General features: G+C 69.2%; 16 protein-coding genes. 6 read left to right on the top strand and 10 right to left on the bottom strand.

Going from position 1 to position 14814, the window contains the following annotated elements; translation table 11 throughout:
• The first annotated feature begins 1 nt into the window (after position 1).
• From NJ376_RS00225 to NJ376_RS00205, 5 genes are all read left to right on the top strand, one after another.
• Positions 2-1207, top strand: coding sequence for an acyl-CoA dehydrogenase family protein (locus NJ376_RS00225; protein ID WP_252951198.1), 1206 nt, complete (start codon positions 2-4; stop codon positions 1205-1207).
• Entirely contained in the window at positions 1200-2816 is a 1617-nt protein-coding gene (locus NJ376_RS00220; RefSeq protein ID WP_252951197.1) for an acyl-CoA synthetase, read from the top strand. The genes NJ376_RS00225 and NJ376_RS00220 overlap by 8 nt, the downstream gene beginning before the upstream one ends.
• Before the next feature lie 30 nt (positions 2817-2846).
• Entirely contained in the window at positions 2847-3809 is a 963-nt protein-coding gene (locus tag NJ376_RS00215) for a Bug family tripartite tricarboxylate transporter substrate binding protein (protein ID WP_252951196.1), read from the top strand.
• Positions 3810-3822: 13 nt separating this feature from the next.
• Positions 3823-4233 (top strand): (R)-mandelonitrile lyase, encoded by a 411-nt coding sequence (locus tag NJ376_RS00210; protein ID WP_252951195.1) that lies wholly within the window; start codon positions 3823-3825, stop codon positions 4231-4233.
• 82 nt (positions 4234-4315) lie between these two features.
• On the top strand, positions 4316-5269 hold the full coding sequence (locus NJ376_RS00205) for an acetamidase/formamidase family protein (RefSeq protein WP_252951194.1): 954 nt from the start codon (positions 4316-4318) through the stop codon (positions 5267-5269).
• 170 nt (positions 5270-5439) lie between these two features.
• Here the strand turns inward: NJ376_RS00205 and NJ376_RS00200 are convergent, their stop codons facing one another.
• The 4 genes from NJ376_RS00200 to NJ376_RS00185 all read right to left on the bottom strand — a co-directional run bounded on the left by NJ376_RS00200 (position 5440) and on the right by NJ376_RS00185 (position 8253).
• On the bottom strand, positions 5440-6222 hold the full coding sequence (locus tag NJ376_RS00200) for an N-acyl homoserine lactonase family protein (protein WP_252951193.1): 783 nt from the start codon (positions 6220-6222) through the stop codon (positions 5440-5442).
• A complete protein-coding gene (locus NJ376_RS00195; protein WP_252951192.1) occupies positions 6222-7157 on the bottom strand; it encodes an NAD(P)-dependent oxidoreductase in 936 nt (311 codons plus the stop codon). Before NJ376_RS00195 ends, NJ376_RS00200 begins: the two co-directional genes overlap by 1 nt.
• Positions 7154-7486 (bottom strand): carboxymuconolactone decarboxylase family protein, encoded by a 333-nt coding sequence (locus NJ376_RS00190; RefSeq protein ID WP_256476061.1) that lies wholly within the window; start codon positions 7484-7486, stop codon positions 7154-7156. The genes NJ376_RS00195 and NJ376_RS00190 overlap by 4 nt, the downstream gene beginning before the upstream one ends.
• Positions 7487-7614: 128 nt before the next feature.
• Positions 7615-8253, bottom strand: coding sequence for a con-10 family general stress protein (locus tag NJ376_RS00185; RefSeq protein WP_252951190.1), 639 nt, complete (start codon positions 8251-8253; stop codon positions 7615-7617).
• A 345-nt stretch (positions 8254-8598) separates the two neighbouring features.
• Here NJ376_RS00185 and NJ376_RS00180 point away from each other — a divergent pair, with 345 nt between their 5' ends.
• The gene (locus NJ376_RS00180) at positions 8599-8796 is read left to right on the top strand and encodes a hypothetical protein (protein ID WP_252951189.1); all 198 of its coding nucleotides are present in this window, start codon (positions 8599-8601) and stop codon (positions 8794-8796) included.
• Positions 8797-8827: 31 nt separating this feature from the next.
• Here the strand turns inward: NJ376_RS00180 and NJ376_RS00175 are convergent, their stop codons facing one another.
• From NJ376_RS00175 to NJ376_RS00150, 6 genes are all read right to left on the bottom strand, one after another.
• Positions 8828-9652, bottom strand: coding sequence for an ABC transporter permease (locus tag NJ376_RS00175; protein ID WP_252951188.1), 825 nt, complete (start codon positions 9650-9652; stop codon positions 8828-8830).
• Between the two features lie 59 nt (positions 9653-9711).
• Positions 9712-10731 (bottom strand): extracellular solute-binding protein, encoded by a 1020-nt coding sequence (locus NJ376_RS00170; RefSeq protein WP_252951187.1) that lies wholly within the window; start codon positions 10729-10731, stop codon positions 9712-9714.
• Positions 10728-11729, bottom strand: a complete 1002-nt coding sequence (locus NJ376_RS00165) for an ABC transporter substrate-binding protein (protein ID WP_252951186.1) — start codon at positions 11727-11729, stop codon at positions 10728-10730. The genes NJ376_RS00170 and NJ376_RS00165 overlap by 4 nt, the downstream gene beginning before the upstream one ends.
• Positions 11730-11803: 74 nt before the next feature.
• A complete protein-coding gene (locus tag NJ376_RS00160; RefSeq protein WP_252951185.1) occupies positions 11804-12820 on the bottom strand; it encodes an extracellular solute-binding protein in 1017 nt (338 codons plus the stop codon).
• Positions 12817-13902 carry an ABC transporter ATP-binding protein gene (locus NJ376_RS00155; RefSeq protein WP_252951184.1) on the bottom strand — a complete coding sequence of 362 codons (1086 nt, stop codon included), beginning with the start codon at positions 13900-13902 and terminating at the stop codon, positions 12817-12819. Before NJ376_RS00155 ends, NJ376_RS00160 begins: the two co-directional genes overlap by 4 nt.
• Before the next feature lie 2 nt (positions 13903-13904).
• On the bottom strand, positions 13905-14714 hold the full coding sequence (locus NJ376_RS00150) for an ABC transporter permease (RefSeq protein ID WP_252951183.1): 810 nt from the start codon (positions 14712-14714) through the stop codon (positions 13905-13907).
• Positions 14715-14814 lie beyond the last annotated feature (100 nt).

The following is a 14814-nucleotide window of genomic DNA, read 5'->3' as shown; positions in this document are numbered from 1 at the left end:
GATGGATTTCAGCCTCTCCCCCGAGATCACCGAGATCGCGCAGCGCATCCGCGACTTCGTCGAGCGCAAGCTGATCCCGCTGGAAGCCGACCCGGCGAGCTATGACGAACACGAGAACATCGCCAAGCCGCTGCTGGAGAAGCTGCGGGCGGAGGCCAAGGCGGAAGGGCTTTGGGCGTTGCAGATGCCGCAGGAGCGGGGCGGCGGTGGCCTGCCTATGGTCGGCCTTGCCGCCTGCTATGAAGAGATGAACCGCAGCATCTTCGGCCCCGTGGTGTTCCATGGCGCGGCGCCGGATGACGGCAATATGCGCGTGCTGAACATGGTGGGCACGGAGGCGCAGAAGGAGCGCTGGCTGCAACCCATCATCGATGGCGAGGTGCAGAGCAGCTTCGCCATGACGGAGCCGAACGGCGCCGGCAGCGACCCTTCGATGACCCTCACCAAGGCGGAGCGGAAGGGCGACCGCTGGGTCATCACCGGCCGCAAGCACTTCATCACCGGCGCCGGGGAAGCGAAGCACTTCATCCTCATGGCGCGCACCTCGGATGATCCGCGCAACGGCCTCACCGCCTTCCTCTTCCACGCGGACCAGCCCGGCTGGCGCATCATCCGCCGCATCCCGATCATGGGGCCGGAGGAGCATGGCGGGCATTGCGAGCTGGAATTCGACGGGCTGGAGGTGACGGACGACAACGTGCTGATGGGGGTGGGGGACGGGCTTCGCGTCACCCAGATCCGCCTCGGTCCCGCCCGCCTCACCCATTGCATGCGCTGGACCGGCATGGGGCGGCGGGCGCTGGAAATCGCCTCCGCGCATATCGAGCAACGCCGCAGCTTCGGCACGACGCTGGCCGAGAAGGAGAGCGTGCAGCAGATGGTCGGCCAGGCGGCGATGGAGCTGGACATCGGCCGGCTGCTGACCATGCGCGCCGCCTGGCTGCTGGACAATGGCAGCCTGGCGCGGAAGGAGATCTCCATGGCGAAGATCGTCGCCGCGGATGCGCTGCACAAGGCCGTGGACACGGCACTGCAATTGCTCGGCGCCCGCGGCTATTCCAAGGATACGCCTATCGAGTGGATGTACCGCTATGCCCGCCAGGCGCGGCTGGTGGATGGCGCCTCTGAGGTGCACCGCATGGTGCTGGCGAATTTCCTCCGCCGCCAGGGCAAGGACTTCTTCCAATGGGGGGTGCACCGTGGATGACGCCGACCTTCCCCGGCTGAGCGCCAACCACGTCCCGCTCTCGCCGCTCTCCTTCCTGGCGCGGGCGGCGCGCATCTACCCGCACCGCATTGCCGTCATCCATGGGGCGCGGCGGTATACCTACGCGCAGATGGCGGAACGGGCACGGCGGCTGGCCTCGGCGCTGGGCCGCGCCGGGGTGAAGCCCGGCGATGTCGTCGCCATCCTGGCGCCGAACACGCCGGAGATGCTGGAGGCGCATTACGGTGTGCCGCTGGCCGGCGCCGTGCTCTGCACCATCAACATCCGGCTGGATGCCGCCTCCATCGGCTTCATCCTGCGGCATTCCAAGGCCCGCGCCTTCCTGGTGGACAGCGAATGGGCGCCCACCGCTTGCCTCGCGCTGGCGGATGTACCGGACGCGCCCGTGCTGATCGACATCGTGGACAGCGAGGCCCCAGGGTCGGAGCGCCTGGGCGGCATGGAGTACGAGGCCTTCCTCGCCGGCGGCGACCCGGATGTGCCCTGGCGCCTGCCGGGGGATGAGTGGGAGGCGATCTCCCTCTCCTACACCTCCGGCACCACCGGGGACCCGAAGGGCGTCGTCGCTCATCATCGCGGCGCCTATCTCAACGCCAGCGGCAACGCGCTGGCCTTCAACCTCACGCCGCGCAGCGTCTATCTCTGGACGCTGCCGATGTTCCACTGCAACGGCTGGACCTATACCTGGGCCGTCACGCTCCAGGGCGGCACCCATGTCTGCCTGCGTCGCGTGGAGGCCGGGGCCATCTTCGCCGCCATCGCGGAGCATGGCGTGACGCATATGTGCGCGGCGCCCGTGGTGCTGACCATGCTGATCCACGCTCCGGCCGAGAAGAAGCGGCCCCTGCCCCATTCCGTCGCCATCGCCACCGGCGGCGCCGCGCCGCCCTCCACCGTCATCGCCGGGATGGAGGCGATGGGCTTCGCCGTGACGCATCTCTATGGCCTGACGGAGTGCTACGGTCCCGCCACCATCTGCCTCTGGCAGCCCGGACTCGATGAGATGCCACTGCCCGAGAAATCCGCCTTCATGGCCCGCCAGGGCGTGAATCATCCGATGCTGGAAGAAGCCGCGGTGCTGGACCCCGCCACCATGGCCCCGGTGCCCGCGGATGGCGCGACGCTCGGCGAGGTGATGCTGCGCGGCAATACGGTGATGAAGGGCTATCTGCGCAACCCGAAGGCCAACGAAGCCGCTTTCGCCGGCGGCTGGTTCCACACCGGCGATCTCGGCGTTATGCACCCGGATGGCTATATCGAGGTGAAGGACCGCGCCAAGGACATCGTCATCAGCGGCGGGGAGAACATCTCGACCCTTGAGGTGGAGGAGGTGCTCTATGCCCATCCCGGCGTGATGGAAGCCGCGGTGGTGGCGGCGCCTGATGAGAAGTGGGGCGAAGTGCCGCACGCCTTCGTCACCCCGGTGGATGCGGCGAACCCGCCGACCGAGGCGGAGATCATCGCCTGGTGCCGCAACCGGCTGGCGCATTTCAAATGCCCGAAGCGCGTCAGCTTCGGCCCGCTGCCCAAGACCTCCACCGGCAAGATCCAAAAATTCGAGCTGCGCCAGCGGCTGCGATCCGTGTAGCCTTTCGTTCCAGATACGGGAGGAAGCCACATGCATCGCCGCGTCCTGCTCGCCGCGCCTGCGCTGCTGGCCTTGCCGGCGCACGCCCAGCCCTGGTCGCCGGACCGGCCCATCCGCATCCTGGTCCCCTACACGCCGGGCGCGATCAACGACACCCTGGCGCGGCTGATCGGCGAGAAAATGGGTGACGCCCTCGGCCAGCTCGGCGTGGTGGAGAACCGGCCGGGCGCCAGCGGCTCGCTTGCCATCGCCGCCACGGCGCAGGCAGCGCCGGACGGCACGACGATGGTGGTGGCGAATACCGCCAACCTCACCATGAACCCCTTTCTCTTCGCCAATACCGGCTATGACCCGCAGAAGGACCTGACGCCGCTCGCCACCTGCGCCCGGGTGATGAATGCGCTGGTGGTGCCGGCGAACAGCCCCTATCGCACACTGGCGGAGCTGGTCGCGGCGGCGAAGGCGAACCCCGGCAAGCTCAGCTATGCCAGCTCCGGCGCCGGCTCCTCCCCGCACCTCGCCGCGGAGCTGTTCAGGCACCGCACCGGCACCGACATGGCCCACGTCCCCTATCGCGGCAGCGCGCCGGGCCTGGCCGACCTCATCGCCGGCCGGTTGGATTTCAGCATCGACAACCTGCCGAACACCCTGCCGCATGTGGAAGGCGGGCGGCTGCGCGCCCTCGGCGTCACGGGCAGCGAGCGCGACCCGACGATGCCGGGGGTGCCCACCTTCCAGGAAGCCGGCTTCCCGGGCTACGAGGTCTATGTCTGGTTCGGCTTCGTCGGCCCCGCGCGGCTGCCGGCGCCGATCCGCGACCGGCTGGCGGATGCCATCATCCGCATCGCCAACGGGGCGGAGACGGCGGAGCGCATCCGCCGCGCCGGCGCCACCGTCTGGACCCGCAACCCGGCGGAATTCGCTGTGCTGATCGGCGAGGAGCTGCGGAAATGGGGCACGGTGATCCGCGCCGCCAATCTGCGCATCGAGTGAAGGAAGGGAAGCCATGAAGATCCTGCGTGCCGAATCCCGTGCCACCAAATCGGCGCCGGCCTCGAACTTCACCGGCACGGTGTTCTCGGACGAGGTGCTGAAGGTCACCCCGCCCTCCCGCATGCGGGCCAGCGCCATCACCTTCACGCCGGGCGCGCGCACTAATTGGCACACCCACCCGCTGGGACAGACGCTCTACTGCCTCTCCGGCATCGGCCGCATCCAGAAGGAAGGCGAGCAGGTCCAGGCGCTCTACCCCGGCGATACGGTAGTGATCCCGCCGGGCGTGCGGCACTGGCATGGCGCGGCACCGGACCGCGTCTTCTCCCACCTGGCGATGTCCGAGGACGGGCCGAACGGCGAGAGCACCGCCTGGTTCGAACCGGTCTCGGAGGCCGACTACACCGCGACGCCGCAGGGCTGAACCGGCACCGCCCGCCGCCGTGCCGGCGCCGGCACGGCGGTTGCTTGCTTGCCGCCGTCCCACCGTCCTGAAGAGAGCCCGCATGGCCACCCACACGCTGCGCGCCACGCCCGAGACCGTCCGCCTCGGCGTCTTCGATGCCATCTTCCCACCCGTCCTCACCATCGCTTCCGGCGACACGGTGGCGGTGGAATGTCTCTCCGGCCGGCCGGGGGTGCTGCCGGAGCCGGGCAGCGGCCTGACCATCCCGCCGGCTCTGGCCGCGATCGTCGAGGCCAATCCGGGCATGACCACCGGGCATATCTGCACCGGGCCGATCGCCATCGAGGGCGCCATGCCCGGCGACATGCTGGAGATCCGGATCGAGAGCATCGAGCCGGGCAGCGACTGGGGCTGGAACATGATCCGCCCCCTGGCCGGCACCCTGCCGGAGGATTTCCACGAGCCGCATCTCATGGTTATCCCCATCGACAGGACGCGGAAGACCTGCCGCCTGCCCTGGGGCACGGAGTTGCCGCTGGCGCCCTTCTTCGGCGTGATGGGCGTGGCCCCGCCCCCCGCCTTCGGCCGTGTCAGCTCCAAGGAGCCGCGCATCCATGGCGGCAATCTGGACAACAGGCAGCTCCAGCAGGGCAGCACGCTGTTCCTGCCGGTGCATGTGCCGGGCGCCAATTTCTCGGTGGGCGACGGCCATGGCGTGCAGGGGGATGGCGAGGTCTGCGTGACGGCGCTGGAGACCTGCCTGGACGGCGTCTTCACCTTCGTGCTGCACAAGGCGGAGGGCGGCAAGCCGGCCCTCGCCTATCCCCGCGCCGAGACGCCTACCCACTTCATCAGCATGGGGCTGCATGAGGATCTGGACCAGGCGATGAAGACCGCGCTGCGCGAGATGATCGCCTTCATCACCGCCCGCACCAATCTGTCACCGGAACAGGCCTATGCCTTCTGCTCCCTCGCCGTGGATTTCCACGTGACGCAGACAGTGAACGGCGAGAAGGGCGTGCACGGGCTGCTGAAGAAGGGCCTGCTGTTCTGACGCCCTCAGGGGCGTCTCCCCGGGAGCGGCGTCGCTCCCGGGGAGACGCGAGCCTGCGCGGCCAGGCCTAGAGCAGATCGCCGTAGGGCGGCATCGCCCGAAGGCGTGAATCTGCTCTGCAAACAAAGGCGTAGAGCGTTTTCGCTGAACGCATGTAAACCGAAAACGCTCTAAGCGCTCGGCGGCAGGTCCAGCCGCACGACGATCCCTTCCAACCCCGACACCGCCGGGTAGCGCCGCATTACCTCCGGGTCATGGCCGGGGACGATGTGCTGCGGGCTCGGCGCCAGCTTGCGCAGCTTGTCGAAGCCCTCCAGCATCTCGCCGATATGGAAGGCGGTGGTGAAGGGCCGGCCGGCCTCCATGTTCTCGTAGAAATGCGTGACGTCGGAGGCGAGCACGACGGTGCCGCGCTGCGTCTCCACCGTGACGCATTGCAGCCCGGCGGAATGGCCCTTCATCAGATAGGTCTTGATGCCCGGCGCGATCTCGGCGTCCCCGCCCAGCATGTTCACGCGCTGGCCGAAATTCAGCTTCACCATGCCGGCGATGTCGTCCGGCTCGAAGCTATGGGACAGCTTCGGGTAGCGCATGTAGCGGCCGCAGGCGTAGTGCATCTCGGATTCCTGCAGGTGGAAATTCGCCTGCGGGAATTTGTCGAAGCTGCCCACATGGTCGTAGTGCAGGTGGGTGAGGATGACGTCCTTCACCGTGGCGGGGTCCAGCCCCACCAGCTTCAGGCTGTCCGCCGGGCAGCGCAGCCATTGCCGCTTGCGGCGCTTGGCCACCGCCTCGGTGAAGCCGGCATCGACGACGAAGCTGCGCTCCTTGCCGATGGCGGCCCAGACGAAATAGTCCATCGGCATCGGCGCGTCATGCGGGTCGCCGCCGATGAAGTGCTCCGCGCGCTTCGCGTCGCGATGCGCGTAGCGGATGGCATAGACCTCGTACATCAGCCCTTGTCCGCGTCCAGCACGGCCTTCACCGCGGCCTTGTCCACGGCGACCTTCACCCCCGCGCGCTCATTCTGCATCAGCATGGGCACGCGGCTGTCGCGATGGCCCCAGCCGCGGTTCATTGCCTCCTGCATCTCCTCCAGCACCAGGTGGGAGAGGCGCATCGGCACGCCATGCTTGCGGCCCAGGCCGAGCGCGAGCGTCACGTCCTTGCAGGCGAGCTTCAGGGAGAAGGCCGGCGGGTCGTAGCTGTCCACCAGATACTGGTCGGCGATGCGGTCGAAGGTCCGCCGCCGGCCGAGCGCGCCCTGGCGGATGGCCTTCCACAGGTCCAGCGGGTCCATCCCCGCCTTCACCCCCATGCTGAAGGCCTCCGCGACCACGGTCTGGATGGCGTAGCCGGAGAGGTTGTGCACCAGCTTGGCCACCGTCGCCGTGCCGATCGGGCCGATATAAGCCGCCTGGTCGCCGAAGCTGTCCAGCACCGGCTTCAGCTTCTCATAGGTCGCCTTGTCGCCGCCCACCCAGATGGCGAGCTTGCCGCTGGCCGCGCCATGCGGCCCGCCCGAGACCGGCGCGTCGAAAACCTGCACGCCCTTTTCCGCCATGACGTCATGCACGCGGCGCATGAGGTCCTGGCTATTGGTGGAGAGGTCGAAATAGGCGGTGCCGGGGCGGACGCCGTGGACCAGCCCATCCTCGCCGAAGACCACCCCCTCCACCTCGACCGGCCCCGGCAGCGAGGTGAAGATGACGTCGGCACGCTCCGCCACCTCCTTCGGCGTCGCCGCCCAATCGGCGCCGGCATCGATGAAGCGCTGGGCGTTCTGCCGGGCGATGTCGTTCACCACCAGCTTGTACTTGCCGCGCTGCTGCAGATTGTTCGCCATGCCGGCACCCATGGTGCCGAGGCCGATGAAACCGATGATCATGCGCCCTTCCCCCCCGCCTCATAGACATCGCTGGCGATATGCGCCGCGGTCATCGCCGCGGGCCAGCCGGCATAGACCGCCAGGTGGGTGACGATCTCGGCGATCTCTTCCTTCGTCACGCCATTGCCCAGGGCGCGGCCGAGATGCGTGGCGAGCTGCTCCTCCCGCCCCAGCGCGATCAGTGCCGCGACGGTGATCATGCTGCGGTCGCGCTTGGAAAGGCCGGGACGCTCCCAGATGTCGCCGTAGGCGAACTCCTCGGTCATCGCGACCAATTTGGGAAAGTTGGCTTTCAGCCGATCACGGCGGGCTGAGGGGGGGGCGGCCATGGACACTCTCTCTTATCCGTTTCTCCTGGCGCGATCCTGCGTCCCGGGAGGGAAGAGAGCAAGGTGGGCACAAAAAAACGGGCCGGCATCGCTGCCGGCCCGTCCTTCGGCTGTGTCAGCCCTGCGGCTTAGCTGCGGCCGCCGCCATGGCTGGAATGGCCGCCCTTGCGGCCGGCCTCGCTGGCCTTCTCACGGTCCTGGGCGAAATTGCCCGGGTTGTTCGAGGCGCCACCGCCGCCATGGCTGGACTGGCCACCCATCCGACCCGCCTCGGCCGCCTTCTCGCGATCATTGGCGAAGTTGCCGGGGTTGTTCTCCTTGCCCTGGTGCGTGCCGCCGACATGGCCGGCCTCGCGGGCCTTCTCGCGGTCCTTCGCGAAGTTGCCGGGGTTGTTCTCCTTGCCCTGGTGCGTGCCGCCGACATGGCCGGCCTCGCGGGCCTTCTCGCGGTCATTCGCGAAGTTGCCGGGGTTGTTTTCCTTCCCCTGATGCGTGCCGCCGACATGGCCGGCCTCGCGGGCCTTCTCGCGGTCATTCGCGAAGTTGCCGGGGTTGTTCTCGGCGCCCTGATGGGTCCCGCCGACATGCCCGGCGCGGGAAGCCTTCTCGCGGTCGTTCGCGAAGTTGCCCGGGTTGGTGTTCTGGCTGCCGCCCTGGTTGTTATTCGCCATATGCGGAGTTCCTTCCGTTGTTGGCGCTTGATCGCCGATTTGGCGACCTGCGGGACCCCAAACGTGGCGAGGACCGGAAGGATGCAGGGGGGTCACGCAAATGAACAAGAATTCTAACGCGGTTTCAATATGATAACGCTATCGGAGGGGGCATTTCCCGTGGCCCCGGAGGGGTTTGCGGGGGTAGTTCCGGCCCTGGTCCAGGGACAGGCGGCAACGGGTCCGGGCCGGGATCCGGTCCGGGGCCCGGCGGGTGGGGCGGGATCTCGGGGCCGGGGAAGCCCGGCTGGGGCGGGGTGGGCGGATCGGCGGGCATGAGCGGCGTCCTTCATCCTGGCAATCCCCGCAACGCACCCGCTGCGCCGGTGTTGCCCGGTGCCGCCGGTCACCGCCCACGACGGGCCGAAGCGCTTTCCTGGCGTCCCGCACAGGAGCCTCGCCATGGAGCAGTTCATCCTCGTGCTGTTGGTCGCCCGCGGCCTGAGCGGGCCGACACCGCCGCTGACGCATGACTACCTGCCCTTCCCAAGCCTCCTGGCCTGCGAGACAGCGGCGGCGCACACGCCGCTGCCGCCAGGGCTGCGGCTGGTCTGCCTGCCGGTACCGGCAGGGCCGCCGGTGCTGAGCGCGATGCACTGACGCCGCCGGACGTGGCGTCGCTGGCGAAGGGCTATCGTGCCCGCCGCCCCAGCGCTGCGCCACCGATGACCGTCAGCGTCAGCGTCACCGCCAGCAGCAGGAAGGCCAGCGCCGCGCCGAAGGGCCAGTTGGTGCCCCTGACGAACTGGTCATAGACCGCCGGCGCCATCATCTTGAATTGCGGTCCGCCGAGCAGCACGGGCGTGGCATAGGCATTCATGCACAGGATGAACACCAGCACGCAGCCGGCGGCGACGCCAGGTGCGGCCAGGGGGAGGATCACGCGACGGAAGGCGGTCAGCGGTCCGGCGCCGAGATTGGCCGCGGCCTCCTCCACCTGGCGCGGAATGCCCTCGATCACTGCGGCCAGGGTCAGGATCATGTAGGGCGCCACCACCGCGAGGATGCCGGCGATGACGGCGCCCTTGGTATAAAGCAGCGTCAACGGCTCGCCGCTCAGCCCCAGCCCCTGCAGCGCCGCGTTGATGGCACCGTCGCGGCCGAGCAGCGCCATCCACCCCGCGGCGCGCACCACATTGCCGACCAGCAGCGGAAAGAGGGTGAGGATCAGCGCCAGGCTCTTCCATCGGCTTTCCATGCGCGCCAGCCAGTAGGCGGGCGCAAGGCCGAGCACCAGCGCGAGGAAGGTGCAGGAGAGGGCGACGGTCATCGTCGTCCCCATCACCTCCTGGTAGTAGGGGTCGGCGATGGCGCGCAGGTAATTGGCGGGCGACAGCGCCTCGATCATGAGCTGGGTCGGGCTGTATTCGTTCAGGCTGATGCGGAGCAGGAAGACCAGCGGCGCCACCAGCAGGGCAAGGACGAGAAGCGTGGCGGGGAGGATGAGCGTCGCCATGAATCAGCCGCCGCGCGCCGTGTTGCGCGACCTGCGGTCGCTCCGCGATCGCAGCGACATCACCCTTTGAACTCCTTGTTCCAGAACTCCAGCACCTGCGGCGCCATGCCCGCCATGTAGCCGTAATCCGGTGCGCGCAACTTCGCTTGGTCCTCCGCCGAGAGGCTGATCTCCCGCGCCAGCTCCGCCGGCAGCGGCGCATCCGTCACGGTCGGCACATAGCCCATGCGGTCGGCGAAGGCGGCCTGCGCCCGCACATCCAGCATGGCATCCATGTAGCGCCAAGCCTGGTCCTTGTTCCGCGCATTCCTCGGCACCGCCATCTCATAGGTGATGGAGGTGGCGCCCTCGCTCGGCACCACATGCGCCAGCGGAATGCCCGACTTCTTCCACATGAAGCCGCGGGCCAGCCACATGACGGTCAGCCATACCTCCTCGGATTTCAACGCCGCGGCCAGCGCCTCGTTGGAGGGAGAGACGCGGGCGCCGAGGCGCTTCCATTCCCGCAACTTCTCCCAGGCCGGGGCGAAATCGCTGTTGCCGCCGCCCCCGACGATCGCCGCCGTCTCCACATACTGCGCGTAGAGCAGGTCGGAGAGGCCGATGCGGCCGCGATACTTCGGGTCCCACAGATCGGCATAGCTGCGCGGCGCGACCGGCACCCTGTTCGGGTTGTAGAGGATGACCCGTGCCGAATAGATGTGCGGCAGCGCGTAGGGCTTGCGGAGCGCCGGGATGATGGCGGCCTGCCGACGGACGCTCTCCGGCACCGGGTCGAACATGCCGTGCTGCGCCAGCTCGTACATGTCCACATCGGAGAGCGCGGCGACATCCATGCTGCCACGCCGCGCCTGGCGTTCCGCCAACAGCTTCGCCTTGCGCGGCGGCGCCGGCGCCACATCCTGGACCGGTTCCAGCCCGGCGGGCCGGGCCACCGGCTCGTCCACCGCCTGGCGCAGGATCTCGCCATAGTCGCCGCCCCAGGTGCCCACCACCAGCTGGGCGCCCTGCGCCCGCGGCAGGCGCGGCGCGCCCGCCGTCAGCGCCGCGACGGCAAGCGCGAGGTCGCGACGCCTCACCGCTTGAACTCCTTGTTCCAGAAGTCGATCAGCGCCACCTGGTTCTTCGCGATGTAGTCGTAATCCGGCGTGCGCAGCTTCGCCTGCTGCTCCGGCGTCAGGCTGATCTGGCGGGCCAGCTCCGGCGGCAGCGCGGCGTCCGTCACCGTCGGGGCATAGCCCATCCGGTCGGCGAAGGCGGTCTGGGCGCGGGCATCCAGCGCGGCGTTCAGATAGGCGAAGGCGCCCTCACGGTTGCGGGCATTCTTCGGCACCGCCATCTCGAAGCAGATACTGGTGGCGCCCTCCGCCGGCACGGCGTGCTCCACCGGAATGCCGGATTTCTTCCACATGAAGCCGCGGGCCAGCCACATCACGGTCAGCCACACCTCCTCGCTCTTCAGCGCCGCGGCCAGCGCCTCGTTGGAGGGATAGAGCTTCACGTCCAGGCTGCGCAGCTCCATGAGCTTGCGCTTGCCCGGCTCGTAATCGTGCTCGGTGCCGCCGGCGGCCAGCGAGGCCGCCTCCATGTTCTGCAGGTGCAGCAGATCCACCAGCCCGACCCGGCCGCGGTATTTCGGGTCCCAGAGATCGGCATAGGCCCGGGGCGGCGCCGTCACCTTGGCCGGGTTGTAGAGGATGACCTTGGCCGAATAAATGTGCGGTGCGGAATAGGGCCGCTTCAGCGTGGGGATGGCCCTGGCGAGGTTCGGCACCTGCGCCTCCGCCACACCCTCGAACACCCCCTGCTGGGCCAGGGTGTACATGTCCACATCGGAAAGGCAGCAGACATCCATGCTGCCGCGGCGCGCCTGGCGCTCGGCGATCAACTTCGCCTTGCGCGGGTCCTGCGGGCCGACATCCTGCACCACCTCGATGCCCCGGGGGCGGAGCAGCGGGCGGTCGATATTGGCGGCCAGCAGCTCCCCGTAATCGCCGCCCCAGGTGCCGACCACGACCTGGCCGGACTGGGCCCGGGCCAGGCCGGGCAGGCCGGCGGTGAGCGCGACGGCAAGCACCGAACGGCGGCTGACGCCCGATCGGTGGAGCGCCGAAGAGCGCGAAGCCGTGAATCGGTCGTCCGGATTCTGCATCATCCCTTGAACTCCCGGTTCCAGAAATCCAGCGTCTCGGCGTTGGTCCGTGCCAGGTAGTCGAAATCCTGCCGCCGCAGCTTCGCCTGCTGCTCGGCAGTCAGGCCGATCTCGGCCTGCAGAGCGAGGGGCAGGGTGGCGTCGGTGGTGGTGGGCAGGAAGCCCATCCGCTCGGCGAAGCCCAGCGCAGCGCGCGGGTCCAGCATGGCGTCGAGGTAAGCGAAGGCCGCCTCCTTGTTCCGCGCATTCTTCGGCACGCAGGCGCAGGAGATGTAGGGCGTTGCCCCTTCCTCCGGGATGCGCGCCACCACCGGGATGCCGGCCTTCCGCCACATATAGGCGCGGCCGAGCCAGATGATGGTCGCCCAGACCTCCTCGCTTTTCAGCGCCGCCGCCAACACCTCGTTCGAGGGATAGACCCGGGCGCCGAGGCGCTTCCATTCCAGCAGCTTCCCGCGGCCAGGCCGGTGGTTGCCCTCATCCCCGCCGGCGGCGATGGCCGCGGATTCCGTGATATGCGTGAAGAGCAGGTCGGAGAAGCCGATGCGGTTGCGGAGGCCCTCGACGAAAAGCTGGTCGTAGCGCGTCGGCGCCGGGTCCATCCTCGCGGGGTTGGAGAGGATGGCGCGCACCGAATAGATATGCGGCAGGGTGTAGGGGTACCGCAGCGCCGGGATCACCTTGGCGAGGTTCGGCACCTTCTCCGGCGTCAGCTCCTCCAGCAGCCCCATCTGGCCTATCGCATGGGTGTCGGCATCGCCCAGGCAGACCACATCCATGCTGGCCCGTCGACTGCTCCGCTCGGCGATCAGCCTGGTCTTACGGGCGGCGGGCGTGCCCACCTCATGCACCGGCAGCAGGCCGCGCGGACGCAGCAGAGGCTGCTCGATCTCGCTGGCCAGCAGCGCGGCATAGTCGCCGCCCCAGGTGCCTACCACCAGCTCGCCCGTCTGGGCCGAGGCGATGGCGGGCGCGGCCAGCGGGGCCAGCAGCAGGGCGCGTCGGGCGAGGCTCATCCGGTGGTCTCCGGGGCGGGCAAGTCGCCGGGCGCGGCGCAGAGCAGCCGGGCGAGCGCCGGATCCCACTCGGCCATCACTCGGTCGCCCACCGCAAGCGCGCGCATGGCGCTGCCCTCCGCCGGAGTCGGAAGAACAGCAAAGAGGCGTGTGCCGGCGAGGTCCATATGGTACTCCGTCTGGGCGCCGAGATAGGTGATAGCGAAGATGCGCGCCGCCATGCCATCCGCACCGCCCGGGGCCACCGCGATGGCCTCCGGCCGCAGCGCCAGCATATTGGCGCCCGGCGGGCCGGAAAGGGCACAGGGCAGCACGGCGCCGGCAGCGGTGCGGAACAGGCCCCGCCCCTCCACCTGACCGGGGATGAGGTTGCAGCGGCCGATGAAGCCGGCAACGAAAGCGTCGGCGGGGCGCTCATACAGCTCCTCCGCGCTGCCCACCTGGCGCACCCGGCCGCGGTCCATCACCACCAGCCGGTCCGCCATGGTCAGCGCCTCCTCCTGGTCATGCGTCACGAACAGGGTGGTGAGGCCGAGGCGCTGCTGCAACGCGCGGATCTCGAAGCGCACCTCCGCCCGCAGCTTGGCGTCGAGGTTGGAAAGCGGCTCGTCCAGCAGGAAGACCGCCGGGTTCACCACCAGCGCGCGGGTCAGCGCCACGCGCTGCTGCTGACCGCCGGAAAGCTGCCGTGGCAGGCGGTCCGCCAGACCGTCCAGCCGCACCAGCCGCAGCGCCTCCCGCACCCGCGCCTCCCGCTCGGCCCGGTTCACCTTCCGCATCTCCAGGCCGAACGCGACGTTCTGCGCCACGCTCATATGCGGGAAGAGGGCGTAGGACTGGAACACCATGCCGGTGTCCCGCGCATGCGGCGGCAGCCGCGTCACGTCCCGGCCGGCAATCAGCACCCGGCCCTCGCTGGGCGGAACGAAGCCCGCCACCATGCGCAGGGTGGTGGTCTTCCCGCAGCCGGAGGGGCCGAGCAGCGCCACCAGCTCCCCCTCCGCCACGGTCAGGTCCACCCGCTCCACCGCCAAGGTGGCGCCGTAGCGGCGGGAGAGGGCATCGAGCGTCAGCGTCCCCATGCTCAGACCACCCGGCTCAGCTTCACGAAGCGGTCGGTGATGAGCATCAGCGCGCCGACCAGCGTGATCTGCACCGTGGCCACGGCGGCAAGCGTCGGGTCCACGCGGAACTCCAGGTAGTTGAGCATGGCGACCGGCAGGGTGACGCGGCCGGGGCCCACCAGCAGCAGGGTCAGCTCCAGGTTCTCGAAGCTCTGGATGAAGCTGAACAGGCAGGCGGCGACGATGCCGGGGCGCAGCATGGGCAGCGTCACCCGGCGGAAGACGGTGAAGGGCCGGGCACCGAGATTGGCAGCCGCCTCCTCCGCCGCCCGGTCCAGCCCAGCGAGGGAGGCGAAGACGAGCCGCACCGTCCAGGGAATGGTCAGCAGCACATGCGCGGCGACGAGGCCGGCCAGCGTGCCCTTGATGTCGTCATCCACCCAGAATTCGGCGCGGACGTAGAAGAGGTAGAGGGCGGTTCCCGCCACCACCCCCGGCACCGCCAGCGGCCCCAGCAGCAGCGTGTTCAGCGCCTGCCGCCCCCGCCAGGCGCCGCGGCTGATGGCGAGCGCCGCCGCCGTGCCGCAGGGCACGCCGATGGCGGCGGCGGCCAGGGCGAGCTGAAGGGAGGTGGCGAAGCCCCGGGCGAATTCCCGCTTCTCCCAGGCATTGGCATACCAGTCGAGGGTCAGGCCCCGGGGCGGGAAGCTGACGATCTCCTGCGCAAAGACGCTGATGACGATGACGGCGAGGACCGGCGCCAGGATCAGCCCATAGGCCCCTGCGACCGCCAGGGCGAACGCCATCCGCCGCATGCGCGAGCCGATCATTCTGCCTCCGTCTCCCGCAGCCACCATGCGGCGTGTGGCGCGGCCGGGTCAACGGTTCGGTGGCGTGGCCGTGTCCGGGCGGCTTCCGCGCTGCGCGGCG

This window comes from Siccirubricoccus soli, from assembly GCF_024178315.1.
GTDB classification, from domain to species: Bacteria; Pseudomonadota; Alphaproteobacteria; order Acetobacterales; family Acetobacteraceae; genus Siccirubricoccus; species Siccirubricoccus soli.
This window is presented reverse-complemented; position numbering and strand designations above follow the sequence as displayed.